This window comes from Pseudomonas sp. PAMC 25886 (genome assembly GCF_000242655.1).
Classification (GTDB): Bacteria; Pseudomonadota; Gammaproteobacteria; order Pseudomonadales; family Pseudomonadaceae; genus Aquipseudomonas.
Genome location: NZ_AHHC01000020.1, coordinates 167,269 through 194,231, shown reverse-complemented (window position 1 = coordinate 194,231; position 26,963 = coordinate 167,269). Strand labels below are relative to the sequence as shown.

The following is a 26,963-nucleotide window of genomic DNA, read 5'->3' as shown; positions in this document are numbered from 1 at the left end:
TGCTTACTTGAACAGACCGCCCAGGGCTTTCACGGTGTCGTTGCTGTCGGCCTTGGCCTGCTGCTTTTGCTGGCCTGCGTCGAGCTTGTCCTGGGACTCGCTGACTTTTTTGCAACCTTTGTTTACTTGATCCAGAGCGGCCTGCATGGCTTTCACTTTCAGGTCCTCGCCATTGGCCTTGGCGGCGTCGACTTTGGCTTGCAGGTCTTTGCTCTGTTTTTCGCAGTCGCCGGAAGACACACCCAGTTGGGACGTCAGGCCGCTGAGTGCGCTCAAGTCGGCGTGCGCCGGCAGGGCAAACAGGCTGAGCAGAAGGGCGGCCGGGGCGAGTGTGGAAATGCGCATGAAAAACCTCAATGTTCGATTGCCTGCGCGCTTATGGTTCCCGGGCAGGCGCAGTGCAATATCCAATAAAAGGTGAGGGCCCGGGAGGGCGCGGATTCTAGTGGGCCATCATTTAGCCTGCAAGCATTGGATCCAAAAAACGTGAACATCGCCCGCAAATCATCCGGCAATAAAAAACCCTGCCGGGAGAACCCGGCAGGGTTTTGGGTGCACCGTAAAGCGATTACAGGCCGGCGGCAGTACGCAGGTCGTTGGCGCGGTCGGTCTTTTCCCAGGTGAACGTGGTGAAGGTGTCGTTGCCGACAGTCTTCTGCTCCGGAGTACGGCCGAAGTGGCCGTAGGCCGCGGTTTCCTGGTACATCGGGTGCAGCAGGTCGAGCATGGTGGTGATTGCGTACGGACGCAGGTCGAAGATTTCACGCACCAGCTTGACGATCTTGTCGTCGCTGATCTTGCCGGTACCGAAGGTGTTCAGCGAGATCGACGTAGGCTGGGCCACACCGATGGCGTAGGACACCTGAATCTCGCAACGCTCGGCCAGGCCGGCCGCCACGATGTTCTTGGCCACATAACGACCGGCGTAGGCCGCGGAACGGTCAACCTTGGATGGATCCTTGCCGGAGAAAGCGCCACCGCCGTGACGGGCCATGCCGCCGTAGCTGTCGACGATGATCTTGCGGCCGGTCAGACCGCAGTCGCCTACCGGGCCACCGATGATGAACTGGCCGGTCGGGTTGATGTGGAACTGGGTGTCTTTGGTCAGCAGTTCGGCAGGCAGCACGTGCTTGACGATCAGCTCCATGACGCCTTCGCGCAGGTCGGCGTAGGAAACGTCCGGATTGTGCTGGGTCGACAGTACCACCGCGTCGATGCCGACCACTTTGCCGCCTTCATAACGGCAGGTCACCTGGGACTTGGCGTCCGGGCGCAGCCATGGCAATGCACCGGATTTACGGGCTTCGGCCTGGCGCTTCACCAGTTGGTGGGAGAAGGTGATCGGTGCTGGCATCAGTACGTCGGTTTCGTTGCTGGCGTAGCCGAACATCAGGCCCTGGTCGCCAGCACCCTGATCTTCAGGCTTGGCACGGTCGACACCCTGGTTGATGTCAGGGGACTGCTTGCCGATGATGTTCATCACGCCGCAGGTCGCACCGTCGAAGCCGACGTCGGAGCTGGTGTAGCCAATGTCGGTGATCACGTCACGAACGATCTGTTCCAGGTCGACCCAGGCAGAGGTGGTGACTTCACCGGCGATGATCGCCACGCCCGTTTTCACCAGAGTCTCGCACGCCACTCGGGCGAACTTGTCTTCAGCAATGATGGCGTCCAGCACCGCATCAGAAATCTGGTCGGCGATTTTGTCCGGATGCCCTTCAGACACGGACTCGGAGGTGAAAAGGGAGTATTCGCTCATCTCGATGTTTTCCTGATATTTACCGATGGTGAGTGTCGCCAGCCGGCCGCTGAAAATGGCGGACCTGAATCTGGAAACCATTACGTAAACCTACATAGAGGCTTTCCCCGGGAACGAGTCCCGCAGCGGTGGCCCAACGGGCCAAATCGTCCTGTTCAAAACCCAGCCAGAGATCACCGCAGGCCTCCCTGGCCCAACTCTGGTTGTGGCTGCATAAATCCGTAATCAGCAGACTGCCGCCGGGTTGCAGCAAATTCGCCATCTGCTTGAGGGCTTCTGCCGGGGCGGCGAAATGGTGCAGGACCATGTTCAGCACCACGCAGTCGGCCCGCAGGCGGGTGTCATTCAGGGCGTCGGCCAACTGCAGGCGAACATTGCCCAGTGCCTCGCGCTCACACAGTTGGCGGGCCAGCTCCAGCATGGCCGGGCTGTTGTCCAGCGCCGTGACCTGATGAAAGCGCCGCGCCAGTTCTGGCAGGAAACCACCATCGCCAGGCCCGACTTCCAGTGCCGTCGCTTCATTACTGAAGCTCAGCTTGTCCAAAAGTGCCAACACGCTTTCGCGGTATTGCGCCAAGCCGGCGATCAAGTCTTGCTGGGCGCGAAACTTCTCGGCTACCCGTGAGAAAAAGTCCTGGCTGGCCGCAGCGCGTTGCCCGTGCACCTGGCCGATGCGCGATTGAACATCCACCGGCAGGCTCAGGTTGTCGACTTCTTCGAGCAGCGCGGCGTGCAGCTTGCCGCCCAACTGTTCGGTGTGAGGCAGGGCGCGCCGGTAAAAAATCGCATTGCCTTCACGGCGGGTGGCCACCAGGTCGGCCTGGGCCAGGACCTTCAAGTGATGGCTCATGCCGGACTGGCCAATGGCGAAGATTTGCGCCAACTCCAGCACCCCGAACGAGTCGTTGGTCAGCGCACGCAGGACATTCAGGCGCAGCGGATCACCGCCGGCCTTGCACAGGGCTGCCAGCTCTTCGCTGTCGTCGGGGCGAATGGAAGGTGCGCTTACGTTCATAAGGCCAGCAGTCTAGAGACGGTGGGAAAACCCCGCAAGGGCAATATCAAAAAGTTTTGATATTGGTCGATAATCGGTGGTTATAAGCAGTCGCTATAACCTATGGACGAACCGGTAAACGGTTTCTCCAGCCAATCCGCAGGAAAAACACCCTCAAGTGACTATCTGTCATTGCCCCGAGGGCCGTGGCTGAGGGAAAATGCCGATCCTTTTTTCCGTTTCTTTTATTCAACTCCAGGAGATCAGCGATGCCCAGCCGTCGTGAGCGTGCCAACGCCATTCGTGCCCTCAGCATGGATGCCGTGCAAAAAGCCAACAGCGGCCATCCCGGTGCCCCGATGGGCATGGCGGATATCGCCGAGGTACTTTGGCGTGACTACCTGAAACACAACCCGAGCAACCCGTCGTTCGCCGACCGTGACCGCTTCGTGCTGTCCAACGGCCATGGCTCGATGCTGATCTACTCGTTGCTGCACCTGACCGGCTACGACGTCACCATCGACGACCTGAAGAACTTCCGCCAAATCCACAGCCGCACTCCGGGCCACCCGGAATACGGCTACACCCCAGGCGTCGAGACCACCACCGGCCCACTGGGCCAGGGCCTGGCCAACGCCGTGGGTTTTGCCCTGGCTGAAAAAGTCCTGGGCGCACAGTTCAACCGTCCAAACCACAACGTTGTCGATCACCACACCTACGTGTTCCTGGGTGATGGCTGCATGATGGAAGGCATTTCCCACGAAGTCGCTTCCCTGGCCGGTACCCTGGGCCTGGGCAAGCTGATCGCCTTCTACGATGACAACGGGATCTCCATCGACGGCGAAGTCGAAGGCTGGTTCACCGACGACACGCCAAAGCGTTTCGAAGCCTACAACTGGCAGGTGATCCGCAACGTCGACGGCCACGATCCTGAAGAGATCAAGACTGCCATCGACACCGCCCGCAAGAGCGAGCAGCCGACCCTGATCTGCTGCAAGACCACCATCGGCTTCGGTTCGCCGAACAAGCAAGGTAAAGAAGACTGCCACGGCGCCCCACTGGGTGACGCGGAAATCGCCCTGACCCGCGCTGCGCTGAAATGGAACCACGGCCCGTTCGAAATCCCGGCCGACATCTACGCCGAATGGGACGCCAAGGAAGCAGGCAGGGCTGCCGAAGCCGAGTGGGACCGGCGTTTCGCTGCCTACTCCGCCGAATTCCCGGAACTGGCCAACGAGCTGGTACGTCGCCTCGCCGGTGACCTGCCTGCCGACTTCTCGGAAAAAGCCTCGGCCTACATCGCCGAAGTGGCTGCCAAGGGCGAAACCATCGCCAGCCGTAAAGCCAGCCAGAACACCCTGAACGCATTCGGCCCGCTGCTGCCCGAGTTCCTCGGCGGCTCGGCTGACCTGGCCGGTTCCAACCTGACCCTGTGGAAAGGTTGCAAAGGTGTCTCGGCTGAAGACGCCAGCGGCAACTACATGTACTACGGCGTGCGCGAATTCGGCATGAGCGCCATCATGAACGGCGTCGCCCTGCACGGCGGCCTGGTGCCTTACGGCGCGACCTTCCTGATGTTCATGGAATACGCGCGCAACGCGGTACGCATGGCGTCGCTGATGAAGAAGCGTGTGATCTTCGTCTACACCCACGACTCCATCGGCCTGGGCGAAGACGGCCCGACGCACCAGCCGGTCGAGCAATTGACCAGCCTGCGCACCACGCCGAACCTGGACACCTGGCGCCCATCGGACGCGGTCGAATCGGCTGTGGCCTGGAAGCACGCGATCGAGCGTAAAGATGGCCCTTCGGCGCTGATCTTCTCCCGTCAGAACCTGCAGCACCAAACCCGCGACGCGGCGCAGATCGAAGGCATCAGCCGTGGTGGCTATGTGCTGAAAGACTGCATCGGCGAGCCGGAGCTGATCCTGATCTCCACCGGTTCCGAAGTGGGCCTGGCGGTTCAGGCGTATGACAAGCTGACCGCTGCTGGTCGCAACGTGCGTGTGGTTTCCATGCCGTGCACCAGCGTCTTCGAGGCTCAGGATGCGGACTACAAGCAATCGGTGCTGCCGTTGCAGGTCAGCGCGCGTATCGCCATCGAAGCGGCTCACGCCGACTACTGGTACAAGTACGTGGGCCTGGAAGGCCGCGTAATCGGCATGACCACCTACGGTGAGTCGGCGCCGGCGCCAGCGTTGTTCGAAGAGTTCGGTTTCACCCTGGAAAATATCCTGGGTCAGGCTGAAGAGCTGCTGGAAGACTAAGTAAGTCTGCGTTGTCTGTGCTGTTGCTATCGCGGGCAAGCCCGCTCCCACATTTGATCTCGGTCTAATGTGGGAGCGGGCTTGCCCGCGATGGCGATGGAACATTCAACACTGAACGAACATTGATCGAGAACCCCATGCCTCAACCGCGTCCTTACAAAGTTGCACTCAACGGCTACGGCCGGATTGGTCGTTGCGTCTTGCGTGCTCTGGTCGAGCGAGGGGCGGCGGCCGGGTTTGAAATTGTTGCGATCAACGATCTGGCGGACATGGCCAGCATCGAATACCTGACACGCTTTGACTCCACCCACGGCCGGTTCCCCGGCGAAGTGCGGGTCGAGGACGACTGTCTGCATATTAATGGCCACTGCGTGAAGGTATTGCGCAGTGCCACCCCCGAGGGCATCGACTGGGCGGCGCTGGACGTCGACCTGGTGCTGGAATGCTCCGGTGCCTATCACACCCGTGCCGATGGCCAGCGTTTTCTCGACGCCGGTGCGCCACGGGTATTGTTCTCCCAGCCGATGGCCAGCGAGGCGGATGTCGACGCCACCATCGTCTACGGCGTGAACCAGGATTGCCTGACCGGCGCCGAACTGCTGGTGTCCAACGCCTCCTGCACCACCAACTGCGGCGTGCCGCTGTTGCGCCTGCTGGACCAGGCCATTGGCCTGGAATACGTGTCGATCACCACCATTCACTCGGCGATGAACGATCAGCCGGTGATCGATGCCTACCACCATGAAGACCTGCGTCGTACGCGTTCGGCGTTTCAGTCAGTGATTCCGGTGTCCACCGGGCTCGCGCGGGGTATCGAGCGACTGTTGCCGGAACTTGCCGGGCGAATCCAGGCCAAAGCCGTACGGGTACCGACGGTGAATGTGTCTTGCCTGGACATCACCCTGCAAACCGTCAGCGACACCGACGCCGGTGAAGTCAACCGGATCCTGCGCGACGCCGCCACCAGTGGCCCGCTCAAAGGCTTGTTGGCGTACACCGAGTTGCCGCACGCCAGCTGTGATTTCAACCACGACCCGCATTCGGCCATCGTCGATGCCAGCCAGACCCGCGTTTCCGGCCCACGGCTGGTGAACATCCTGGCGTGGTTCGACAACGAATGGGGTTTTGCCAACCGTATGCTGGACGTTGCAGAACACTATCTGCAAACAGCCTCTCCACAACTTTAGCTCTCAGGAATTGCCCCCCATGACCGTGTTGAAGATGACCGACCTCGATCTGCAAGGTAAGCGCGTACTGATCCGCGAAGACCTCAACGTCCCAGTCAAGGACGGTGTTGTCACCAGCGATGCGCGAATCCTGGCCTCGCTGCCGACCATCAAGCTGGCCCTGGAAAAAGGCGCGGCCGTGATGGTCTGCTCCCACCTGGGTCGCCCGACCGAAGGTGAATTCTCGGCAGAAAACAGCCTCAAGCCTGTGGCCGAATACCTGAGCAAGGCCCTGGGCCGCGACGTGCCGCTGGTAGCCGACTACCTGAACGGCGTGGACGTGAAGGCCGGCGACATCGTGTTGTTCGAAAACGTGCGCTTCAACAAGGGCGAGAAAAAGAACAGCGACGAACTGGCCCAGCAATACGCCGCCTTGTGCGACGTGTTCGTGATGGACGCTTTCGGCACTGCTCACCGTGCCGAGGGCTCGACCCATGGCGTGGCCAAGTTCGCCAAGGTCGCTGCAGCTGGCCCGTTGCTGGCCGCTGAACTGGAAGCCTTGGGCAAGGCACTGGGCGCTCCGGCCCAACCGATGGCCGCCATCGTTGCCGGCTCCAAGGTGTCCACCAAGCTCGACGTATTGAACAGCCTGAGCCAGATCTGCAATCAACTGATCGTCGGCGGCGGCATTGCCAACACCTTCCTGGCCGCTGCCGGTCACCCGGTGGGCAAGTCGCTGTACGAGCCGGACCTGCTGGACACCGCCCGCGCCATCGCCGCCAAGGTCAGCGTACCGCTGCCGGTTGACGTGGTGGTTGCCAAGGAGTTCGCTGAAAGCGCCGAAGCCACCGTCAAGCTGATCGCTGACGTTGCCGCCGACGACATGATTCTGGATATCGGCCCGCAAACGGCGGCCAATTTCGCCGAACTGCTGAAATCGTCCCAGACCATCCTGTGGAACGGTCCGGTCGGTGTGTTCGAGTTCGATCAGTTCGGCAACGGCACCAAAGTGCTGGCCCACGCTATCGCTGAAAGCTCGGCATTCTCGATTGCCGGTGGTGGCGACACCCTGGCGGCCATCGATAAATATGGCGTTGCTGACCAGATCTCCTACATTTCTACCGGTGGTGGTGCGTTCCTCGAATTCGTCGAAGGCAAGGTACTGCCGGCCGTTGAAGTGCTGGAAAGCCGGGCGAAGGGCTGAGGCACTTGCTGAGGAAAAGGAGCATTCCGATGATCAAGTCGTTGGCACTGGTGATCGCAGCGGGCCTGTTGGCCGGCTGCGGGAGCACCCCGAACGCGGAGGCCGAGCCTGAAAAGGCCGGGGCTGCGCCGCGAAAGAGTTGCTACCAGGCCGACTGGCAAGCCGAAACCATGCCGGTGATCAACAAGCGCATCGGGCCGGACGGATTGGAGAAATACGACTCCCCGCCCAAAGGTCAGGAACAGGGTTGCCCTTGACGGGTCTGATTCAATAACCGACAGCAGCGGTGGCCGCAGGTCGCCGCTTGAGGATTGGCAATGAAAGGCGTTTTCGCCCTGGCAGCACTGGCTTTATTGGCCGGATGCACCAACCTGAACATGTTCGACAAGAAGGCAGAGCCGGTAGACAAGTGGACCACCTGGACGTGTGACAGCCAGGCGCAAGTCAACTGGCGCTTCGCCGACCAGGCCCACACCCAGGTGGATGTACGCCTGGGTGGTTCGGACCAGGTTTACCGCCTCAAGCAGGACGTGGCGGCGTCGGGCGTGCTGTACAGCGACGGCCAGTTGGCGTTTCACACAAAAGGTGAGGAAGGCCTGGTTTACTGGGTTGCCACCGATGATTTGATCGGGCGCGGCTGTAAAGCTCAATAGCGCGCCGCGATCACCTGTAGGAGCCGGCTTGCTGGCGATAGCGTCAGCCGCCATCGCCGGCAAGCCGGCTCCTACAGACAGGTTTAACGATTAAGCAGGGCAGGCATTGAAAGCCTGACCTTCAATAACTTGAATAGCAGCCGCCGCTACGGCAGGCTTGCACGATTAACGACCCTCGACCGGGAGAGAGACTCACAATGGCACTTATCAGCATGCGCCAGATGTTGGACCACGCAGCCGAATTCGGCTATGGCGTTCCAGCCTTCAACGTCAACAACCTTGAGCAGATGCGCGCCATCATGGAAGCCGCTGACAAGACTGACTCTCCAGTGATCGTCCAGGCTTCGGCCGGTGCGCGTAAATACGCCGGCGCCCCGTTCCTGCGTCACCTGATCCTCGCCGCGATCGAAGAATTCCCGCACATCCCGGTGTGCATGCACCAGGATCACGGCACCAGCCCTGACGTGTGCCAGCGCTCCATTCAGCTGGGCTTCAGCTCGGTGATGATGGACGGTTCCCTGGGTGAAGACGGCAAGACCCCGACCGACTACGAATACAACGTACGCGTTACCCAACAAACCGTCGCCATGGCTCACGCCTGCGGCGTTTCGGTTGAAGGCGAGCTGGGTTGCCTGGGTTCCCTGGAAACCGGCATGGCCGGTGAAGAAGACGGTATCGGCGCCGAAGGCGTACTGGATCACAGCCAAATGCTGACCGACCCGGAAGAAGCTGCCGACTTCGTCAAGAAGACCCAGGTTGATGCCCTGGCCATCGCCATCGGCACCAGCCACGGCGCCTACAAGTTCACCAAGCCGCCTACCGGCGACGTGCTGGCCATCGACCGCATCAAGGAAATCCACAAACGCATCCCCAACACCCACCTGGTGATGCACGGTTCTTCCTCGGTACCGCAAGAGTGGCTGGCGATCATCAACCAGTACGGCGGCGACATCAAAGAAACCTACGGCGTGCCGGTTGAAGAAATCGTTGAAGGCATCAAGTACGGCGTGCGCAAGGTCAACATCGACACCGACCTGCGTCTGGCGTCCACCGGTGCGATGCGTCGCCTGATGGCCACCAACCCGAGCGAATTTGACCCACGTAAATTCTTCGGCGCTACCGTGACTGCCATGCGTGACGTGTGCATCGCGCGTTACGAAGCCTTCGGTACGGCGGGCAACGCTTCGAAGATCAAGCCGATCTCCCTGGAAGCGATGTACCAGCGTTACCTGAAAGGTGAGTTGAACGCCAAGGTCAACTAAGCCCTACGCGTTAATGAAAAAGCCCGCAGCGATGCGGGCTTTTTTGTGGCCGTGATTTACCTGTCCACCAACACCTTCGGATTCGAGTTGCCCCACACCGTATACAGATCCGCCAGCAACGCCCCGTTAATGTCTTCGACTTCGGCCTGGCTGGTCTCCACCGCGCCCTGCTTGCCGAACAACACCACCTCGTCGCCGCTCTTCACGGTCGGCACGTCGGTGACATCCACCATCAGGGTGTTCATCGACACCTTGCCCACCACCGGCACGCGATGGCCGTTGATCAGCACTACGCCTTTGTTGGTAAACGCCCGGCGGTAGCCGTCGGAATAGCCGACGGTGATGTTCGCCAGTTTCGAATCCCGCGCCAGGGTGTAGGTGCGGTCGTAGCCCACGGTGTTGCCCTTCGGGTAGCTGTTGACCGACGCCACGTGGGATTTGAACTGCATCACGCGCTTGTATTCGGTAAACGCCGGCACGGTATCACCAAACAGCAGGCCGCCCGGACGAACCATGTCCAGCCGCGACTCGGGCACTTCCAGGGTGGCGAAGGAGTTGGCGGCGTGCAGGGTGATTTTACTGCGGTCGAGCTGGGCGACGTTGATCAGCCAGTTGGCCTGTTCATTGAACGCCTTGAGCCCGGTGCGTACGTCGGCGGCGTCTTCGACGGCGAAGTGGGTCATGATCGCCTTCACCTGCAGGTTCGGCACCTTGGTAATGGCTACGGCGTCGCGGCGGCCCTGGGCGGTGGTCATTTCCACGCCGTTGCGGCTCATGCCGCTGGAGTTCAGACCCAGGTGCACGACCAGCGGGCGGCCGTGGTTTTCGGCGATCAGGCTGGCGCGCACGGCGAAGTCCAGATTGCCCACCAGCTCTTCGACGTTATACGGCAACGCAGCCTCCAGCTCGCTCAGGGCGGCGGTGCGTACGCGGATCAGTTGGCCCTTGAAGCCGCTTTCACGGACCACGCGGGCTTCTTCGTTGCTGGCAATGCCGACACAGGGCACGCCCAGTTTGATCACCGACGGCATCAGCAAGCCGATGCCGTGGCCGTAGGCATCTGCCTTGAGCACGGCGCAGATTTTCGATTTGTCGGCGAGGCTGGCTTGCAGGGTGCGGATGTTGTTTTCGAAGGCGACTTTGTTGATTTCGACCCAGGCGTTGCTGTCCTGGATATTGACCTGGGCCACCCCGTCGGCCATCGAGAGGGGCGGGGCGGCGAAGGCCGGGTTTTGCAGCAGAGCCATGCCCAGGGAGAGGGCGAGCAGGGTGCGGGAAAAGGGCATTGAGCAGTCTCCATGACTTTCTTATAGGGGGTAGTGCGCGTGTGCGGCGCCATACTCGGATTGTCCTACAAGAAAGTCGAGACCCTGGGTCGCGGTTCTGTCCTAAAGCGTCGTGGGACCGGTCGCTGAAGCGAATCAGCGTCAGTCGTGGTCAATGTCCAGCTTGGCAAAGGTCACCCGGGCGCCTTCCTTGCTGTTGCCACTGTTGTCCTGCACGTAGGCGCCGGCCTTGAAGTACAGCGGTTGTTTGCCCCACGCCGCGCCAATGCGTTCGTTCCACTGCCCGCTGGCCGCGTCGACACTCAACAGGCCGGCTTTATTCAGGTGGATGACGTAGGTGAAGTTGCGGTCCAGCGGCACGTTTTCGGCAACGATGATCACCCGGCCTTCATCTTCATTGGGGCGCATGCGCACCTTGGCGACGATGTTGCCGGTCTGGGTTTTTTCCTTGTACTGGTACTCGACCTTGATCAGCGGCTTCTGGCTGTCGTAGGCGTGGATTTGGCCGATGACGACCTTGCCGGAAGACGGCACCTGGTTGACCGCCAACGTGGCCCGCAGGAAGTTGTCGGCATCGCCATACAGCCAGTTGCGCAGGCGACCATCGGCGTAGGTTTCCCGCAGTTCGCTGCGGGGGTAAACAGCGTTCTCGGTGCGTGTGCCGGTGACCGGGGTCCAGAATTGCACGCTGCTGCCTTCGGCCTGGAAGTACTGGTCCTTGAACCCGCTGAGCAGTTTCGGGGTGTCGATGGTCGAGGGCGGGGAGCCGACGGGGATGCTCAGGTTCCAGGTGGACAGATCAATCATTGAAAGCGCCTTTAACAGGGGGAGAAGGTTGCGGCTCGAGAGCTGGCGCTTTCTTTATAGGTGGCTGGAAATGGATTGTTAATGATTTTGTGGCGGTTTATTGGCGTCAGCTAAATGTCAAAAAGCCATGTTTCCCGTAAACCGGGGGCTGTAGACACTGACCGTTAGTCGGTTGTCCGGACTTTGGCTCAATGATGGCACCGTCATGGCTTCTGCTTTGGGGGATCCAGGTCTAGAGTGAGTCCTTATTGTTTATCCGGGTTTTTCGCAAAAATGACCGGAACGACTCCGACGGAAGAGAAGCAGCAATGGAATGCGCTCCAATCAAGCCCCGCGATGGTTGTTCAGTGCTTTTGGTGGTCGATGACTATCCCGAAAACCTGATCAGCATGCGTGCGCTATTGCAGCGTGACGACTGGTGTGTGGTGACGGCGGCGTCCGGGGTTGAAGCCTTGGGATTGCTGCTCGAACATGACGTCGACCTGGTGCTGCTGGACGTGATGATGCCCGGCATGGACGGGTTCGAGGTGGCCCGGCTGATGCGCGGCAGCCAGCGCACGCAAATGACCCCGATCATCTTTCTCAGTGCCCACGCCCAGTCGCCGGCGGCAATGCTGGAAGGGTACGCCAGTGGCGCCATTGACTATCTGCTCAAACCTTTCGACCCGAATATCCTCAAGCCCAAGGTCCATGCCCTGCTGGAGCACCAGCGCAACCGCCGTGCCTTGCAGCGGCTGAGCCATGACCTGGAGTCGGCGCGGGCCTTCAATGCCTCGGTGCTGGACAACGCCGCCGAAGGCATCCTGGTGGTGGGCGAAGACGGGGTGATCAGCTACGCCAACCCGGCGATTTCGCGGTTGCTGAATGCGCCGGTCGCCGAGATCCAGGGCGCCGAGTTCCTCGGTTTTTTGCAGAAGCCCCATGTGCCTGGCTGGTCTGACTCTGCCTTGTATGAAGGCTACAAACGTGGCGAAACCTGGCGCCTGCACGATGCAATCCTGCGCACCGCGCCGGGCCAGCAACTGCCGGTGGCCATGTCGTGCGCGCCGCTGCCGGCCGAGCAGAAAGCCATGGTGGTCACGGTGCTGGACATGTCCGAGGTGCGCCACTTGCATCAGCAACTGGAGTTCCAGGCTGTCACCGACCCGCTGACCGGCCTGCTTAACCGGCGCGGGTTTCACCAGTCGGTGGAGAATGTGCTGTTGCGCAGTGAGCGTAACGAGCAATCGCTGGTGCTGCTGTACCTGGACCTCGACGGGTTCAAGCGGGTGAATGATTCCCTGGGGCACGACGCCGGCGACCGGGTGCTGCGCTGGGTTTCGGAGCAGTTGAAGGCGTGCCTGCGCTCCTACGACATTCTTGGCCGCATGGGCGGTGACGAATTCACCGCGTTGCTGGAGCTGGAATTTCCGGAACAGGCGGCCAAGATTGCGGAAAAACTGATCGAACGGGTGTCGATCTGTCAGCAGGTCGACGGCCTGGACGTGATGCTCGGCGTCAGTATCGGCATCGCGACCTTCCCGGACTGCGGCTCGGACCTTAACGGCCTGCTGCGCGCGGCGGACGTCGCTATGTACGAAGCCAAGCGCGCCGGGCGTCAGCAGTATCGCTACTACGACCAGGAAATGAACGGCCGGGCCCGCTCGCGCCTGATGCTCGAAGACAGCGTGCGCAGCGCCATCGAGAGTAAGGATTTCACCCTGGTGTACCAGCCGCAGGTGTCGCTGCACGACGGCCACCTGCGCGGTGTCGAGGCCTTGCTGCGCTGGCAGCATCCGAGCGTCGGCGATGTGCCGCCGGGGCTGTTCTTGCCGTTGCTGGAAGAGGCACGGCTGATCAGCCAGTTGAGCACCTGGATCTATCAACAGGTGGCCGCCCAGCGGCAGGCCTGGACAGCGGTGCTCAGCGATGAGTTGGTGCTGAGCGTGAGCTTGAGCAGCAGCCAGTTCAATATGCCGAACCTGGCCAGCCAGCTGCAGCAGGTGCTGGAGCGACATGGGCTGCAAGGCCGGCAGCTGGAGGTGGAGATCAGTGAGGAAAGCCTGATGCACAACCTGGAAGAGTCCACCAAGCAACTCAAGCTGTTGCGCGGGGCGGGTGTGCGGATTGCTCTGGATGATTTCGGCGCAGGCAACTGCTCCCTGGCGCACCTGCGGGACCTGGAATTCGACACCCTCAAGCTCGACCCCAAGCTGGTCGCCCGTGTTCCGGGTTCATCCCGGGATGCGGCGATGGCCCGGAGCATTATCGAGCTGTGCCGCCATTTCGACCTGCTGGTGATCGCTGAGGGCGTCGAGACTCAGGAGCAAGTTGAGTGGCTCAAGGCCAACGGCTGCCAGTTCGCCCAGGGGCCGCAGGTAGCGCCGCCATTGATCGCCGATGAAATTGCCGACTGGCACCTGCGCGCAGCGCCCCACTGAATTCGCTACACTGGCGGCCATTCAAATACCCGTTGTTGACCCCATGACCGCGCTGAAATACCTCCAGGCCTACCCCGCAGCATTGCAGGAGCAAGTGCGCCAGTTGATTGCCAAGGACCAACTGGGCGACTACCTGACCCAGCGTTATCCCGAGCGCCACGGCGTGCAGAGCGACAAAGCCCTGTACAGCTACGCCCAGGCCCTGAAGCAGGAGCACCTGCGCAACGCGCCGGCCATCGACAAAGTGTTGTTCGATAACCGCCTGGACCTGACCCACCGCGCTCTTGGCCTGCACACCACCATCTCCCGGGTGCAGGGGGGCAACCTCAAATCGAAGAAAGAAATCCGCATCGCTTCGCTCTTCAAGGAAGCCGCGCCGGAGTTTCTGCGCATGATCGTGGTACACGAACTGGCGCACTTCAAGGAATCGGACCACAACAAGGCGTTCTACAAACTCTGTGAGTACATGCTGCCGGGCTACCATCAGGTGGAATTCGACCTGCGGGTGTACCTGACCTGGCGGGACCTGCAAGGCAAGCCCTAACCTTCAAAGGCGATCGAGCATGGATGTGAGCAAGACCAAAAGCAGCTTCTACCGGCGCCTCTACGTGGCGTATCTGATCGACAGCCAACGGGCCAGCAGCGTCCCGGCGCTGACCGAGGTCACGGGCATGCCCCGGCGCACTGCCCAGGACACGATCGCGGCCTTGGCGGACCTGGACATTGTGTGTGAGTTTGAACAGGAGGACGGCGCCCGCAACCATGCCGGGCGCTATCGGATTCGTGATTGGGGCGCAATTGATCGGCGCTGGATCGAGGCGAACCTAAGCCAGATCAAGCGCGTACTGGATTATCCCTGACCCTGTGGAGTGGGCTTGTCCCCCATTGGGCTGCGAAGCGGCCCCAAAAAAGCGGGAGCGCTGCGCACTCCAACGGGGGACAAGCCCCCTCACCACAGGACAAGCCCCCTCACCACAAAAGCCCAGTGCTCAGGCCCGACGCATGCCTATATGTGGAATATCATCCTCAAGGTATTCCTCGCCCGCCACCACGAACCCATACCGCCCGTAATACCCCTGCAAATGCGCCTGGGCCGACAGATAGATCGGCACCTCAGGCCAGTGTTTCTCTGCCTGCCTGAGGGCTTCATCCATCATTTGGTGGCCCAACCCGGTGCCCCGTGCGCCTGGCGCCACGATCACCCGGCCAATCACCACATCGCCGCCCTGTGATTCAGGATCAAGCAGGCGCAGGTAGGCCTGCAATTGACCGTCGTCCCAGGCCATCAGGTGATGGGTATCACCGTCCAGGTCCTGGCCATCGATGTCCTGGTATACGCATTTCTGCTCGACAACGAAGACCTCCGAACGCAGGCGCAAGACGGCGTACAGCTGTTCTTTGCCCAGGTCATTGTGGTGTTTGCAGACCCATTCGACTGTCATGGTGTTCTCTCGGCTAATTGTCTGGTCAGGATAGTAAGCGCGCGGGAGGCGAGTGTCTAAATTGCGGATTTTTTGTGAGTGAGATCAATTTGCCATCATTCTGTGCAGGCGTGGCTGCCGTCTTTGTGTAATCTGCAGTACAGGCTCATTGATGAGCTACTGTTAAACCCTCGGGTTTGCCCCTGAGGTCAGGCCATAGAACGCCCGCCAAGGACTTGAGCATGCCGCGATTTTCTCGTGCCGTTGCTTTGATCGGTTTGTTGTTGCTGGCCCAGACGGCGGCGGCAGAGCGTTTGCGCCTGGTGGCGGATGCCTGGCCGCCGTTTACCGACGCCACCCTGATCAATGGCGGGTTGGCCACCGATATCGTGACCACCGCCCTGGCCCGTGCAGGCTACGCCAGTCAGTTTGAACAGGTGCCCTGGGCCCGGGCGCTGATGGGCGTGGGTGACGGGCGTTACGATGTGCTGGTCAACGCCTGGTACGACGACGCGCGTACCCAGTTGGGGCAGTTTTCCGGTGAATACCTGCTCAATCGGGTGTTGTTTCTAAAGCGGCGTGACGATCCCATCGAGTTCCAGAACCTGCAACAACTCCACGACTATCCCATCGCAGTGGTGCGCGGGTATGCCTATTCGGCCGCGTTCGACGCCGATCCGCAGTTGCAGAAAGTCCCCGTGCATAGCTTTGCCATGGCGGTGCGTATGCTGGCGGCACAGCGGGTACGGCTGACGGTGGAGGATGAATTTGTCGCCCGTTACTACCTGGCCCGGGAGTCCGCCACCGTACGCAACGCGGTGGAGTTTTTGCCGGTGCCGCTGAGCGAAAACAGCCTGCACATTCTGGTCAGCCTGAAAAACCCGCAACACGAGCAGATCGTCGCAGGGTTTGATCGGGAGATCGCGAAAATGAAAGCGGATGGCAGTTATGCGCGGTTGATGAAGCAGCACGGGATGTAGTGTTTTGGAGGGCCCCATCGCGGGCAAGCCCGGCTCCCACAGGAGTACTCGGTCAACTGTGGGAGCCGGGCTTGCCCGCGATAGCGGTTTAATCCGCGCCGGTATCTTTGATCAGGTGAGCCGCCAACGTACGCAACGGCCCCAGTTGCCGGCAGATCAGCGCCAATTGCGTCTGCACCAGCCGCTGCCCCTCGTCGATCTCATCCGGCATCTGCTCCAGGTCCACCGCCAACGCTTCTTCCGCATCACTCTGGATCGCGATCGGCTGCTTGTTGGCCAGCCCCGTGGCGATCTCGTCAATGCTCGCAGCCAGCGTCTTCCCGGCGCCGTCGATCAGGTGCTCGCGAACTTCGGCCGGCAGTTGGGTTTCACGGTGTGCACCGAGGCCCGAGAGGTAGCTGAGCAGGGTGTGGGACAGCACCAGGAACCTGAACCCCACATCCGCTTCCTTACGGAAATGCCCCGGCTCCATCAGCATGTTGGCCAGGGTGGTGGACAGCGCCGCGTCGGCGTTGTGGGCGTTGCGCCGGGCCAGGCGGTAAGCCAGGTCGTCGCTTTTGCCGGCGGCGTATTGCTGCATGATCTGGCGCAGGTAGATGCTGTTGCAGGTCAGGGTGTTGGCCAGCACCTTGTTCAGGCGTCGGCCCTGCCAGTCCGGCAGGAACAGGAACACCGCCAGCCCGGCGATCAGGCTGCCGAGCAACGTATCGAACAAGCGCGGCAGGAACAGCCCGTAGCCGTCGCCCACCTGGTTGAAGCAGAACAGCACCATCAGCGTGATCGCCGCGGTCGCCAGGGTGTAGCGGGTGGTGCGGTTGATAAAGAACACCAGGCCGGCGGCGATGGCGAACATCGACTGGATCAGCGGGTTGGGGAACAGGTCGAACAGCGCCCAGGCGATGGTCAGGCCGATGGCGGTGCCGATGATCCGCTGGCCCAGCTTGCGACGGGTGGCGCCGTAGTTCGGCTGGCACACGAACAAGGTGGTGAGGATGATCCAGTAGCCCTGGGACGGGTGAATCAAGTGCACCATCCAGTAGCCGATACTCAGCGCCAGGGGCAGGCGCAGGGCGTGGCGGAACAGCAGAGACGTCGGCGTCAGCTGTGTGCGCAGGCGTGTCCACATTTCCTTGAGGTTGCGCGGTGCACGGTCCAGCAGGCTGCTGTCGGTGGCATCCGCCAGGCTGTCGGGGTTGGCGGCATCGCCCAGCAGGCGGTCCAGGGTCGACAGGTTGGCCGCCAGGGCGCGCAGGGAGCGCAGCAGGCCGCGCCAGGCCGGGTTGCTCTGGATGCGCAGGTGTTCCAGGGAGGCATTCAGGTCGCCCAGGGCTTCGGCGAAGCTGTCGTCATAGACGAAGGGCTGGCGCATCTGGATCGATTCGGCGAGGGTCTGGCAGGCCTTGCCTTGCTGGCGCAGCAGGCGCTGGCAGCGGAACAGCACGTCGCTGTGGAAGAAGGCTTCGGCGAGGGCGTTGTAAGGGTAATGCGAGGAACTGGCGCGTTCGTGGATGTCCTGGGCCAGGAAGTACAGCTTGAGGTAGCGGCTGACCTTGGAGCCCGGGCGACCGTTGCCGACCCGGTGCAGGATGATTTCCTTGGCGGCGTTCAGCGCCGCCACCACCCGGCCATTTTGCTGCGCCAGTTCCAGGCGCCGCGCTTCCACATCCAGCTGGCGGATCGGCTCGAACAGCGACGACTTGAGCTTGAGGTAGCGCCCCAGCTCGCGAAACAGCCGAGCCAGGCTCTGCTGCACCGGCTGGTTGGAAAACAGCAGCTGCCACAACACCGACAGCACGCCGTACCACGCGGCACCGGCCACCAGCAGCAAGGGCTCATGCCAGAAGTCAGTGACCGCGCCACCGCGCTGGTCCACCCCGATCATGGTGTAGACCGAGAGAATCAGGGTGGCCGACGCAATTGCCCCATAACGCTCGCCCAGCGCACCGAGCATGGTCAGGCCGAAGCTGGAGAGCGCGAGGAAAATCGCGAAGATCCAGGGATAGGGAAACAGCAGTTCGACGGAGAGTGCGGCGGTGCTGAAGCACACCAGTGTCACGGCCAGGGCGTTGAGCCGGCCTTGCCAGTTGTCATCGGTCTCGGCCAGGGCGCTGGCGATAATTCCCAGGAACAACGGGATCAGCAGCGCCATTTCATTTTGGTACCAGCACAGCGCCATGCTACCGGTCAGGGCGATGAATACCCGTACGCTGTAACTGAACTTGTCCAGTGCCCAAAGGCGCCGCATGGACTGCTTGAAGGAGGTCGATGACATGAAGTCTGGGGTCTTCCGGGACGATGCCGCTAAATTGAGCTATCAAGGACGCCACGGCAAGCGTGGCGATCACATCCAACAGCAAAATTTATTACAGGCATTCTCTCAAGAACACCTCAAGCCAGCTCCCACCGTTTGACCGAGTACATCCCTGAATCAGGCAAATTGAGCGGCTGCATACCCGGAAGCCCACGCCCACTGGAAGTTGAACCCGCCCAGGTGACCGGTCACATCCAACACTTCCCCGATGAAGTACAAACCGGGGCTTTTCAGGGACTCCATGGTCTTGGACGAGACTTCCCGCGTGTCTACTCCACCCAGGGTGACCTCGGCGGTGCGATAGCCTTCAGTGCCCGCCGGTACCAGCTGCCAGCTCCCCAGTTTGCCGGCGATGTCGGCAATCTCGGCATGGGTGTACTGCTTCATCGGCTTGGAAACGAACCAGGTTTCGGCCAGCAGGTTGGCCATTTTCTTGGTGAAGATCTCACCCAGCAGGGTTTTCAACTCGCTGTTCGGGCGCTCCACCTGTTGCTCCCGCAGCCAGGCGTGGGCGTCGTGGTCGGGCAGCAGGTTGATTTCCACGGTGTCGCCGGGTTCCCAGTACGAGGAAATCTGCAGGATCGCCGGCCCGCTCAGGCCGCGGTGGGTAAACAGGATGTTCTCGCGAAAGCTCTGGTCGTTGCAGCTCACCAGGCAGTCCACGGAAGTACCGGACAGCTCGCCGCACAACTCCTTGAGCTGGTCGGTGATAGTGAACGGTACCAGCCCGGCGCGGGTTGGCAGCAGTTCGTGGCCGAACTGCCTGGCCACCTGGTAACCAAAACCGGTGGCGCCCAGGGTCGGAATCGACAGCCCTCCGGTGGCGATCACCAGCGACTCGCAACGCAGCTCACCGAGGGTGGTTTGCAACTGATAGCCGCTGTCGACCTTGGCAATTTCCTGCACCGAGGTGTCCAGGTGCATGCTCACGCCCACCTGGATGCACTCATCCAGCAGCATCCCGAGGATGTCGCTGGACTTGTTGTCGCAAAACAGTTGGCCGAGTTTTTTCTCGTGGTACGGCACGCCGTGCTTGGCCACCAGCCCGATGAAATCCCACTGGGTGTAGCGGGCCAGGGCGGACTTGCAGAAGTGCGCGTTGTGGGACAGGAAGTTGGCCGGCTCGGTGTACATATTGGTGAAATTGCAGCGGCCACCGCCGGACATCAGGATCTTTTTGCCGGCCTTGTTCGCGTGGTCGATCAACATCACCTTGCGCCCACGCCCGGCGGCGGTCAGCGCACACATCAAGCCTGCGGCGCCGGCGCCAATGATCACAACTTCGGTCGAGCGCACAGCAATGTCCTCACAAAAATATTGATCTGAAATGCAATCAAATGTGGGAGCTGGCTTGCCTGCGATGCAGCCGACTCGGTCTGTCTGTCAGATCGAGTTGATGCTATCGCAGGCAAGCCAGCTCCCACATTGATTCGGTTCCTTCAACAGGAACGCGGTGTTTTTACAGGATGCGCACGCGCAACGAACGGCCTTTGATCTTGCCGTCATTCAAGCGCTGCAGCGCCTGCTTGGCGATCCCGCGTTCCACGGCCACGAACGCCTGGAAATCAAAGATCGCGATCTTGCCAACCTGGGCACCGGGAATCCCGGCGTCACCGGTCAATGCGCCAAGGATGTCACCCGGGCGGACCTTGTCTTTACGGCCGGCGGCAATGCACAGGGTGCTCATCACCGGCAGCAATGGGCCGCCGCTCTGAGGCTTGAGGTTGTCCAGTTGGTCCCAGTTCAGCGGCGACTTCTGCAACTGCTCGATGGCCTGGGCGCGGTGGGCTTCGGACGGTGCAACCAGGCTGATCGCGATCCCGGTCTCACCGGCACGGCCGGTACGGCCTACGCGGTGAATGTGGATTTCCGAGTCGCGGGCCAGTTCGACGTTGATCACCATGTCCAGCGCATCAATGTCCAGGCCACGGGCGGCAACGTCGGTGGCGACCAGTACCGAAGTACTGCGGTTGGCGAACATCGCCAGCACCTGGTCACGGTCGCGCTGTTCCAGGTCGCCATGCAGGCCGACGGCGGAAATGCCTTTGGCGGTTAGGTGGTCGACGGTTTCCTGCACTTGCTGCTTGGTAAAGCAGAACGCTACGCAAGACGCCGGACGGAAATGCGCCAGGACCTTGGTCACCGCGTCCATGCGCTCTTCCGGGGAAATCTCGTAGAAACGCTGCTCGATCTGGTCGTCCGAGTGGAACGCTTCGGCCTTGACCTGCTGCGGCGCGCGCATGAATTTCGAGGCCAACTGCTTGATGCTCACCGGGTAGGTGGCCGAGAACAGCAGGGTCTGGCGGCGGGCCGGGGTCTTGCTGATGATGTCTTCGATGGCGTCGTAGAAGCCCATGTCGAGCATGCGGTCGGCTTCATCGAGGATCAGCGTGTTCAAGCCGTCCAGCACCAGCGAACCCTTGCGCAGGTGCTGCTGGATGCGGCCCGGGGTGCCGACGATGACGTGTGCGCCGTGCTCCAGGGAAGCGATCTGTGGGCCGAGGGACACGCCGCCGCACAGGGTCAGCACCTTGATGTTGTCTTCGGCGCGGGCCAGGCGACGGATTTCCTTGGCAACCTGGTCAGCCAGTTCGCGGGTCGGGCACATCACCAGGGCCTGGCAGCCGAAGTAGCGTGGGTTGATCGGGTTCAGCAGGCCGATGCCGAAGGCCGCGGTCTTGCCGCTGCCGGTCTTGGCCTGGGCGATCAGGTCCAGCCCTTTGAGGATCACCGGCAAGCTTTGCGCCTGGATCTGCGTCATCTCGACATAACCCAGAGAGTCGAGGTTAGCCAGCATGGCGGCGGAGAGCGGCAAAGTATTAAAAGCGGTGGCGATGGTAGTCACGGGACTGGCTCTGCAAAACAAAATGTCGCGCAGTGTACCAGTCCCGAAGGATTTTCCCTGCAAGTTCTAGACGAGAAGCCTGTTAATGCTCGATGTCGTGCTCGCGGCTGACCACGCGTTTGCCGTCTTTTGGCGACAGTTGCAGGAAGATCGCCGCCGCCAGCATCGCCATGATGCCCACGGTGACGAAGGTCAGCTGGAACGCGCCGAGCACGGTGTCGACCCCGTCGTTGCCCACTTCTGCGGTGAAACCACCCAGCAGCGCACCGGCGCAGGCCACCCCGAGGCTCAGGGACAACTGCGCCACCACCGACAGCAAACTGTTGCCGCTGCTGGCCTGGGCGTCGTCGAGGTCGATCAGGGTCACGGTGTTCATCGCGGTGAATTGCAGCGAGTTGATCGCCCCGAGGATCGCCAGCATGCTCAGCAGCAGCGGGTAGGGCGTGTGTTCGCTGACCAGGCCCATGCTTGCCAGCATGATGCCCAGCGCCAGGGTGTTGCCGGTCAGCACCACGCGGTAGCCCAGGCGCTCGATCAGTGGCCGGGCGATGGACTTGGCAAACATCGCCGCCGCCGCCAGGGGCAGCATGCTCATCCCGGCTTCGGACGGTGAGTAACCCAACGCCACCTGCAACAGCAGCGGCACCAGGAATGGCAACGCACCGCTGCCTAGGCGGGCGAACAGGTTGCCGAGGATGCCCACGGCGAAGGTCCGGGTCTTGAACAGCACTGGGGAAAACAGTGGATTGTCGATATGCCCGGCCCGCAGCCAATAGGCCGCCAGGCACGCGAGGCCGCCGAACAGCAGCAACATCACCCGCAGGTGCGGCAGGTGCAATTCGCCGAGGCCTTCCATGGCGATGGTGATCAGCACCATCGCCGCGCCGAACAGCAGGAAACCCACGCCGTCGAACCGCGTGCGTTCGCTGCCGCGCAGGTCGGGAATGAATTTCCACACGGCGTAGCAGCCGATGATGCCCACCGGCAGGTTGATCAGGAAGATCCAGTGCCAGGTCAGGTATTGCACCATCCAGCCGCCCATGGTCGGGCCGAGCAACGGGCCGAGCAGCCCGGGAATGGTGATGAAGCCCATGATCCGCACCAGCTCCGAACGCGGGTAGGCGCGCAGCACCACCAGCCTGCCCACCGGCAACATCAAGGCACCACCGAGGCCCTGGATCACCCGCGCGCCCACCAGCATGGTCAGCGTGCTGGAGAGTGCGCAAAGCAACGAACCGATGCTGAACAGCATGATCGCGCCGAAGAAAATCTTCTTGGTGCCGAAGCGGTCGGCCACCCAACCCGAGGCGGGAATCAGCAAGGCCACCGTGAGCATGTAGGCGATCACTACGCCTTGCATGCGCAAGGGGTTCTCCGCCAGGTCCCGGGCCATGGCCGGCAAGGCGGTGTTGAGAATCGTCCCATCCAGCGACTGCATGAAGAAGGCAATCGCTACCACCCAGGGTAGCCAGCGGGCGGTCTTGGCATCGAGAGGGGCGCGATTCGGCATGAGTTACCTTTTTTGTTAGCAGCCTATGTGTTGGCGATTATGCGCTATCGGCAGCTCCTTTTCCCACTGGCGCTTCGTCTATATCTGACAACGCCACGTGCTTGCCCACCAGGAAATCGAGCAGCGCACGGTGCACTGCCAGTGCCGCCTCGCGGGATTCCAGATCGAGCAAATGGCCGGTGTGTTCGGCGGTGGCGAAGCTGCTGCGCCCCACGTATTTTTTGAACAGTTGGGCTTCGTCTGCCGGGGTGTACTCGTCCAGGACGCCGTTGAGGAAGTGCACGGGGGTCTCGATCCGGGTCAATTGCGGCAGGTAGTTGCCGTCACCCAGCGCCAGCACCTGATGGATATGGAAGCGCGCCTGGCGATACTCGGTGGTGGCCATGGTAGAGAGGTGCCGGTGGTTGTTGCGCTTGAGCCGCGGCGACAGATATTTGCCCACGGTTTCATTCAGTAGATGGCCGACGGCGGACTTGTCATCGGCCTCGATCAGCACCCGCACCCGCTCTACGTATTCGAGCATCGCCTGGTTGAGGTTGGGCGCCAGTGCCATCACCACCGAGCTTTCAATGGACGGCGGGTTATGGGCCAGGGTCAGCAGCGTGGAAATCCCGCCCCACGAGGCAGACACCAGGTGGTTGACCTGAAAGCGCTCTACCAGTGCCCGCAGGATCTGCACTTCATCGTCCTTGGTCACAAGGTCGAGGTCGGTGTTGTGCGGGCGCGAATAGCCGGAGAACGGCAAGTCGAACATCAGCACATTGAAGTGCTCGGACAGGCACTTGCTGGTGCGGGCAAACGAGCGGGTGGTGGACAGCGCGCCATTGACCAACAGCACGGTTTTTTTCTCTGGGTTGTTACCAAGTTGCTCTACGTGAACGTTGTAGTGCTTGAACAGCTTCTCAATGACAAAACTTCCATGGTTCATGTCAACGCTCCAGCTTGCCCTATCCCGGGCAAGGTCGTGCATCACTTGCGTACAAGTGGGTTGAGGACGGCGGGGTGTTGTTTGAGTTTTTTTACCGCGCGGACGTGGCTAGGTGCCACCAACCTTTATAACGAGGTTTCTCGCGAGCGACAACTGGCCGGACGGCCAGGTGTCTGGAGTGGGTTTTTGAGGCTGAAGCGAATCTAGATGTGGAACGCAATCAAATGTGGGAGCGGGCTTGCCTGCGATAGCGCAGTGTCATTTAGCACATCTGGTACTGATACACCGTTATCGCGGGCAAGCCCGCTCCCACATGGGTTTTGCGTTGTTTACAAGGTCAGGGTCAGCCGTTTTACCAATGCGCCCGGTAATAGGTTGGACGAGGTGTTGCGCTGGCTGTACGTACTCGCCGACAGCAGCAATTCCCGATCAGCGGTCAACGCTTCCAGTTGCGAGCCCAGCAGGCTGTACACGCTGTCATCAAAACGCATGGTGCTGACCGGCGCCTTGATCTCGCCGTTTTCGACCCAGAACGTGGCGAAGCGGGTCATGCCGGTCAGGCGCGCGGCGGGCTGGTCGGAGTAGTTCAGGTACCACAGGTTGCTGATGTACAAGCCGGTGCCCAATTGCTTGAGGATATCGGCCTGGGCCAGGCTGCCCGCCGCCATCTGCAACGCGCTGGGGGACTCATCGCTGCTGGCGCCGTTGGTGCTCAGGCCGTACTCGGCGGCGCTGCGGGAGTTCACCAGTTGGCCTTCGGCCTTGCCGCCGCTGATCAGCTTCACGTCGCTGCGTGGATAGCCATCGCGGGAAAACGCCGAACTCAGGGAGCCACTGACCTGTTCGTCCACGGCCACCAGCGGGCTCAAGGCTTGATCGCCGGCATACAGGCGCTGCAACGGGCTGCCCTTGCTGGCGATGGCTTGGGCGGAGAAACCGCCCCAGGTCAGCATGCTGATGATTTCTTCCATGGCCGCCGGGGCCAGGTAGGCGCGGTATTGCCCCGGTGCCAGTGGGTGCAGCGGGCGACCGAGGAACTCCAGTTGCTCGCGGGCCTGCTGGAAGCGTTGGGCGAAGGCCGCGCTGTCCCAATCGTTACCGGCGTAGCTGGCTTTCACCGCTTCACCGTTCGTGTGGAACAGGCTGAAGTCGAAGTTGAAACTGTTGGCCTGGTGCCAGCCGAAAGCGCCTGATGAACTGGCAAAGCCACGGCTGATAGGGCCGGCGGCGTAAAAGCCAACCATGTCCACGCCTTCAGCCGCCAGGCTGATTGCTTCCAGTACCTGAGCCAGGTCCGGCAGTGGTCGGTCTTGCTGATCCTTGTTCTGCCAGGCGTTGTGATTGAGCAGCAGGTACGGGTCCTGCGGCAACAACGGCAGGGTCTCGCGCAGTTGTTGCAGGCCGTCGGCCAGGCGCTGGCGGTCCAGCTCAGGCTCGCCTGCCAGGGTGATGCCGAGGTCGGCGTGGCGCCCGTCATCGATCAGCTTCAGGTTCAGGCTGGCCTGTTGCACCTGGCCGGCCTGGCGCACTTTGCCGTGGTTGAAGCGCACGAACTCGGAAGACTCGTCGGCGTAGCCGAGGTGGAATTGTTCGCTGTCGGTGATGGCCTGTTTGAGCCAGTCCACCAGGGTTTTGAAATTGTTCATCAGGCGTCTCCCCCGAATACATCCACGTTGCTGAACACACAGGCCGGCGACGCATGGCCGACGCGGATCACCTGGTTGGGTTCGCCCTTGCCGCAGTTCGGCGTGCCCAGCACCTTGAAGGTACTGGCGTCGCCAACGGCGCTGAGGTTGCGCCAGAACTGTGCGGAGATCGCCCGGTAGTTGGGGTTCTTCACCACGCCTTTGAGTTCGCCGTTTTCAATCAACTGGCCCCACTCGCAGCCGAACTGGAATTTGTTGCGCGCGTCGTCAATCGACCACGAACGGTTGGTGGACATCAGGATGCCGTTCTCGATACCGCCAATCAGTTGCGCCATGTTCTGGTCGCCGGCCTCGATGTTCAGGTTGGCCATGCGGTCGATGGGCGCGCGGTTCCAGCTGCAAGCGCGGCTGTTGGCGACGCCGCCCAGGCCGGAGCGGTATTGCGACAACGCACCGCCCAATGGCTTGAGCAGCAGGCCTTCGCGGATCAGGAATTGTTTGCTGGCGCGGGTGCCGTCGTCGTCGTGCCCGTAGCTGGCGAGTTGCTCGGGAATGTCCGGGTCGAAGGTCACGTTGAGCAGGTTGGAGCCGTATTGCAGGTGGCCGAAGTCGCTGGCCTTGACGAAGCTGGTGCCGGCGTAATTGCGTTCATCACCGAGGATGCGGTCCAGTTCCAGCGGATGGCCAATGGATTCGTGGATCTGCAGGATCATCTGGTCAGGCATCAGCAGCAGGTCACGCGGCCCTTGCGGCGTATTCGGTGCCAGTAACAGTTGCAGCGCTTGATCGGCAATCTGCGGTGCGGCGCCTACCAGGCCAAAGCGGCTGATCACGTCAAACCCGCCTTGCTGGCCAAAGTTGGTGCCGCCCAGGGTGCGGGTCTGGCTGTCGTTGCCGTCGTAGGCCGTGACGTTCACGCCCGGGAACACAAAGCGCTGGGCCTGGCGCAGCTCGGCACCGGCGCTGTTGAGGTAGATCTGTTCGACGTGGGTGGTGCCCAGGCTGACTTCCCAGTTCACCAGGCGCTCGTCCTTGGGCACGGCGGCCGATTCGGCGCCCAGCAGTTGGTAGCAGTCGCTCAGGGACGGGAAGGGTTGGTCGAGGTTCGGCGACAGGTAATCGGCGATGTCGCTGGACACCGGCTGGTCACGCAGGTCGAGCAGGGCGTGGGGCTTGATCAACCGGGCTTGCTGTTCGGCTCGCTCAAGGGCGGCTTGCAGGCCGGGCAGGGAAATGTCGTGGGTGGCGGCGTAGGCTTCGACGCCGTTGAGGCGCACGGTGAGCATCGCGCCTTCGTCCTGGCTCAGGTGCGGCGGCTCGGCGACGTTCTTGCGTACCGACAGGTACCGGCCGGACTCGCGGACGTAGCGCAGGGAGAAGAATTCGGCAGTGGTGCGCAGGGCACTGAACTGCTTTTTGAGTGTGGCGTGGTGGTCGAACATGGGGCCTTCCTTGTGGGCGGCTCGGCGCGGGCAGGCAAACAGAGTAGGCCCGGGGCGGGGAG

The 26,963-nt window shown here is 61.6% G+C and carries 24 protein-coding genes; 11 read left to right on the top strand and 13 right to left on the bottom strand.

What is annotated here, in order from left to right; genetic code table 11:
• Positions 1–3: 3 nt before the first annotated feature.
• The 3 genes from MUM_RS0104795 to MUM_RS0104785 all read right to left on the bottom strand — a co-directional run bounded on the left by MUM_RS0104795 (position 4) and on the right by MUM_RS0104785 (position 2,774).
• Positions 4–345, bottom strand: a complete 342-nt coding sequence (locus MUM_RS0104795; protein ID WP_010167595.1) for a DUF1090 family protein — start codon at positions 343–345, stop codon at positions 4–6.
• A gap of 223 nt (positions 346–568) precedes the next feature.
• Positions 569–1,759, bottom strand: a complete 1,191-nt coding sequence (metK, locus tag MUM_RS0104790; protein ID WP_010167594.1) for a methionine adenosyltransferase — start codon at positions 1,757–1,759, stop codon at positions 569–571.
• A 19-nt stretch (positions 1,760–1,778) separates the two neighbouring features.
• The gene (locus MUM_RS0104785) at positions 1,779–2,774 is read right to left on the bottom strand and encodes an ArsR/SmtB family transcription factor (RefSeq protein WP_010167593.1); all 996 of its coding nucleotides are present in this window, start codon (positions 2,772–2,774) and stop codon (positions 1,779–1,781) included.
• Positions 2,775–3,022: 248 nt separating this feature from the next.
• Here MUM_RS0104785 and tkt point away from each other — a divergent pair, with 248 nt between their 5' ends.
• The 6 genes from tkt to fba all read left to right on the top strand — a co-directional run bounded on the left by tkt (position 3,023) and on the right by fba (position 9,305).
• Positions 3,023–5,020, top strand: a complete 1,998-nt coding sequence (gene tkt, locus MUM_RS0104780; protein WP_010167592.1) for a transketolase — start codon at positions 3,023–3,025, stop codon at positions 5,018–5,020.
• A gap of 137 nt (positions 5,021–5,157) precedes the next feature.
• Positions 5,158–6,207 (top strand): erythrose-4-phosphate dehydrogenase, encoded by a 1,050-nt coding sequence (epd, locus tag MUM_RS0104775; RefSeq protein WP_010167590.1) that lies wholly within the window; start codon positions 5,158–5,160, stop codon positions 6,205–6,207.
• 19 nt (positions 6,208–6,226) lie between these two features.
• Complete coding sequence (locus tag MUM_RS0104770; RefSeq protein WP_010167588.1) at positions 6,227–7,390, top strand: phosphoglycerate kinase; 1,164 nt, start codon at positions 6,227–6,229, stop codon at positions 7,388–7,390.
• A gap of 29 nt (positions 7,391–7,419) precedes the next feature.
• A complete protein-coding gene (locus tag MUM_RS0104765; RefSeq protein WP_010167587.1) occupies positions 7,420–7,647 on the top strand; it encodes a hypothetical protein in 228 nt (75 codons plus the stop codon).
• Between the two features lie 60 nt (positions 7,648–7,707).
• Positions 7,708–8,043, top strand: coding sequence for an MliC family protein (locus MUM_RS0104760; RefSeq protein ID WP_010167585.1), 336 nt, complete (start codon positions 7,708–7,710; stop codon positions 8,041–8,043).
• 197 nt (positions 8,044–8,240) lie between these two features.
• Positions 8,241–9,305: a class II fructose-bisphosphate aldolase gene (gene fba / locus MUM_RS0104755; RefSeq protein ID WP_003177554.1), complete on the top strand. Its 1,065-nt coding sequence runs from the start codon at positions 8,241–8,243 to the stop codon at positions 9,303–9,305.
• 56 nt (positions 9,306–9,361) lie between these two features.
• On the opposite strand, the gene alr is transcribed toward fba, so the two are convergent.
• Complete coding sequence (gene alr / locus MUM_RS0104750; protein ID WP_010167575.1) at positions 9,362–10,591, bottom strand: alanine racemase; 1,230 nt, start codon at positions 10,589–10,591, stop codon at positions 9,362–9,364.
• A gap of 141 nt (positions 10,592–10,732) precedes the next feature.
• Entirely contained in the window at positions 10,733–11,398 is a 666-nt protein-coding gene (locus MUM_RS0104745; RefSeq protein ID WP_010167573.1) for a polysaccharide lyase family 7 protein, read from the bottom strand.
• 308 nt (positions 11,399–11,706) lie between these two features.
• Here MUM_RS0104745 and MUM_RS0104740 point away from each other — a divergent pair, with 308 nt between their 5' ends.
• From MUM_RS0104740 to MUM_RS0104730, 3 genes are read left to right on the top strand one after another with little or no spacing between them, the layout of a single operon-like run.
• Positions 11,707–13,818, top strand: a complete 2,112-nt coding sequence (locus tag MUM_RS0104740; protein WP_010167571.1) for a putative bifunctional diguanylate cyclase/phosphodiesterase — start codon at positions 11,707–11,709, stop codon at positions 13,816–13,818.
• Between the two features lie 43 nt (positions 13,819–13,861).
• Positions 13,862–14,362: a M48 metallopeptidase family protein gene (locus tag MUM_RS0104735; RefSeq protein WP_010167569.1), complete on the top strand. Its 501-nt coding sequence runs from the start codon at positions 13,862–13,864 to the stop codon at positions 14,360–14,362.
• Positions 14,363–14,381: 19 nt separating this feature from the next.
• Positions 14,382–14,678, top strand: coding sequence for a winged helix-turn-helix domain-containing protein (locus MUM_RS0104730; protein ID WP_010167567.1), 297 nt, complete (start codon positions 14,382–14,384; stop codon positions 14,676–14,678).
• A gap of 129 nt (positions 14,679–14,807) precedes the next feature.
• On the opposite strand, the gene MUM_RS0104725 is transcribed toward MUM_RS0104730, so the two are convergent.
• On the bottom strand, positions 14,808–15,260 hold the full coding sequence (locus tag MUM_RS0104725; RefSeq protein ID WP_010167565.1) for a GNAT family N-acetyltransferase: 453 nt from the start codon (positions 15,258–15,260) through the stop codon (positions 14,808–14,810).
• A gap of 221 nt (positions 15,261–15,481) precedes the next feature.
• On the opposite strand from MUM_RS0104725, the gene MUM_RS0104720 reads away from it, so the two are divergent.
• Positions 15,482–16,219: a substrate-binding periplasmic protein gene (locus MUM_RS0104720; protein ID WP_010167563.1), complete on the top strand. Its 738-nt coding sequence runs from the start codon at positions 15,482–15,484 to the stop codon at positions 16,217–16,219.
• Positions 16,220–16,307: 88 nt separating this feature from the next.
• Here MUM_RS0104720 and yccS read toward each other — a convergent pair whose 3' ends face one another.
• Positions 16,308–18,491 carry a YccS family putative transporter gene (yccS, locus tag MUM_RS0104715; RefSeq protein WP_010167562.1) on the bottom strand — a complete coding sequence of 728 codons (2,184 nt, stop codon included), beginning with the start codon at positions 18,489–18,491 and terminating at the stop codon, positions 16,308–16,310.
• Here yccS and MUM_RS1000000134490 point away from each other — a divergent pair.
• Complete coding sequence (locus MUM_RS1000000134490; RefSeq protein ID WP_158000312.1) at positions 18,490–18,630, top strand: hypothetical protein; 141 nt, start codon at positions 18,490–18,492, stop codon at positions 18,628–18,630. The two genes, yccS and MUM_RS1000000134490, sit on opposite strands and share 2 nt — an antisense overlap.
• Before the next feature lie 17 nt (positions 18,631–18,647).
• On the opposite strand, the gene MUM_RS0104705 is transcribed toward MUM_RS1000000134490, so the two are convergent.
• From MUM_RS0104705 to MUM_RS0104680, 6 genes are all read right to left on the bottom strand, one after another.
• A complete protein-coding gene (locus MUM_RS0104705) occupies positions 18,648–19,826 on the bottom strand; it encodes an NAD(P)/FAD-dependent oxidoreductase (protein ID WP_010167560.1) in 1,179 nt (392 codons plus the stop codon).
• Between the two features lie 163 nt (positions 19,827–19,989).
• Positions 19,990–21,327, bottom strand: a complete 1,338-nt coding sequence (gene dbpA, locus MUM_RS0104700) for an ATP-dependent RNA helicase DbpA (RefSeq protein ID WP_237151081.1) — start codon at positions 21,325–21,327, stop codon at positions 19,990–19,992.
• A 130-nt stretch (positions 21,328–21,457) separates the two neighbouring features.
• A complete protein-coding gene (gene mdtD / locus MUM_RS0104695) occupies positions 21,458–22,885 on the bottom strand; it encodes a multidrug transporter subunit MdtD (RefSeq protein WP_003216894.1) in 1,428 nt (475 codons plus the stop codon).
• 37 nt (positions 22,886–22,922) lie between these two features.
• On the bottom strand, positions 22,923–23,813 hold the full coding sequence (locus MUM_RS0104690) for an alpha/beta fold hydrolase (protein ID WP_010167556.1): 891 nt from the start codon (positions 23,811–23,813) through the stop codon (positions 22,923–22,925).
• A gap of 329 nt (positions 23,814–24,142) precedes the next feature.
• On the bottom strand, positions 24,143–25,459 hold the full coding sequence (locus tag MUM_RS0104685) for a TldD/PmbA family protein (protein WP_010167553.1): 1,317 nt from the start codon (positions 25,457–25,459) through the stop codon (positions 24,143–24,145).
• The gene (locus MUM_RS0104680; RefSeq protein WP_010167552.1) at positions 25,459–26,901 is read right to left on the bottom strand and encodes a TldD/PmbA family protein; all 1,443 of its coding nucleotides are present in this window, start codon (positions 26,899–26,901) and stop codon (positions 25,459–25,461) included. The genes MUM_RS0104685 and MUM_RS0104680 overlap by 1 nt, the downstream gene beginning before the upstream one ends.
• Positions 26,902–26,963: the final 62 nt, after the last annotated feature.

Excerpts from the sequence above, each read along its gene's own strand:
- MUM_RS0104795 (WP_010167595.1), bottom strand. The coding sequence starts at position 345 with ATGCGCATTTCCACACTCGCCCCGGCCGCCCTTCTGCTCAGCCTGTTT.
- metK (WP_010167594.1), bottom strand. The coding sequence starts at position 1,759 with ATGAGCGAATACTCCCTTTTCACCTCCGAGTCCGTGTCTGAAGGGCAT.
- MUM_RS0104785 (WP_010167593.1), bottom strand. The coding sequence starts at position 2,774 with ATGAACGTAAGCGCACCTTCCATTCGCCCCGACGACAGCGAAGAGCTG.
- tkt (WP_010167592.1), top strand. The coding sequence starts at position 3,023 with ATGCCCAGCCGTCGTGAGCGTGCCAACGCCATTCGTGCCCTCAGCATG.
- epd (WP_010167590.1), top strand. The coding sequence starts at position 5,158 with ATGCCTCAACCGCGTCCTTACAAAGTTGCACTCAACGGCTACGGCCGG.
- MUM_RS0104770 (WP_010167588.1), top strand. The coding sequence starts at position 6,227 with ATGACCGTGTTGAAGATGACCGACCTCGATCTGCAAGGTAAGCGCGTA.
- MUM_RS0104765 (WP_010167587.1), top strand. The coding sequence starts at position 7,420 with ATGATCAAGTCGTTGGCACTGGTGATCGCAGCGGGCCTGTTGGCCGGC.
- MUM_RS0104760 (WP_010167585.1), top strand. The coding sequence starts at position 7,708 with ATGAAAGGCGTTTTCGCCCTGGCAGCACTGGCTTTATTGGCCGGATGC.
- fba (WP_003177554.1), top strand. The coding sequence starts at position 8,241 with ATGGCACTTATCAGCATGCGCCAGATGTTGGACCACGCAGCCGAATTC.
- alr (WP_010167575.1), bottom strand. The coding sequence starts at position 10,591 with ATGCCCTTTTCCCGCACCCTGCTCGCCCTCTCCCTGGGCATGGCTCTG.
- MUM_RS0104745 (WP_010167573.1), bottom strand. The coding sequence starts at position 11,398 with ATGATTGATCTGTCCACCTGGAACCTGAGCATCCCCGTCGGCTCCCCG.
- MUM_RS0104740 (WP_010167571.1), top strand. The coding sequence starts at position 11,707 with ATGGAATGCGCTCCAATCAAGCCCCGCGATGGTTGTTCAGTGCTTTTG.
- MUM_RS0104735 (WP_010167569.1), top strand. The coding sequence starts at position 13,862 with ATGACCGCGCTGAAATACCTCCAGGCCTACCCCGCAGCATTGCAGGAG.
- MUM_RS0104730 (WP_010167567.1), top strand. The coding sequence starts at position 14,382 with ATGGATGTGAGCAAGACCAAAAGCAGCTTCTACCGGCGCCTCTACGTG.
- MUM_RS0104725 (WP_010167565.1), bottom strand. The coding sequence starts at position 15,260 with ATGACAGTCGAATGGGTCTGCAAACACCACAATGACCTGGGCAAAGAA.
- MUM_RS0104720 (WP_010167563.1), top strand. The coding sequence starts at position 15,482 with ATGCCGCGATTTTCTCGTGCCGTTGCTTTGATCGGTTTGTTGTTGCTG.
- MUM_RS1000000134490 (WP_158000312.1), top strand. The coding sequence starts at position 18,490 with ATGAAGTCTGGGGTCTTCCGGGACGATGCCGCTAAATTGAGCTATCAA.
- yccS (WP_010167562.1), bottom strand. The coding sequence starts at position 18,491 with ATGTCATCGACCTCCTTCAAGCAGTCCATGCGGCGCCTTTGGGCACTG.
- dbpA (WP_237151081.1), bottom strand. The coding sequence starts at position 21,327 with ATGCTGGCTAACCTCGACTCTCTGGGTTATGTCGAGATGACGCAGATC.
- mdtD (WP_003216894.1), bottom strand. The coding sequence starts at position 22,885 with ATGCCGAATCGCGCCCCTCTCGATGCCAAGACCGCCCGCTGGCTACCC.
- MUM_RS0104690 (WP_010167556.1), bottom strand. The coding sequence starts at position 23,813 with ATGAACCATGGAAGTTTTGTCATTGAGAAGCTGTTCAAGCACTACAAC.
- MUM_RS0104685 (WP_010167553.1), bottom strand. The coding sequence starts at position 25,459 with ATGAACAATTTCAAAACCCTGGTGGACTGGCTCAAACAGGCCATCACC.
- MUM_RS0104680 (WP_010167552.1), bottom strand. The coding sequence starts at position 26,901 with ATGTTCGACCACCACGCCACACTCAAAAAGCAGTTCAGTGCCCTGCGC.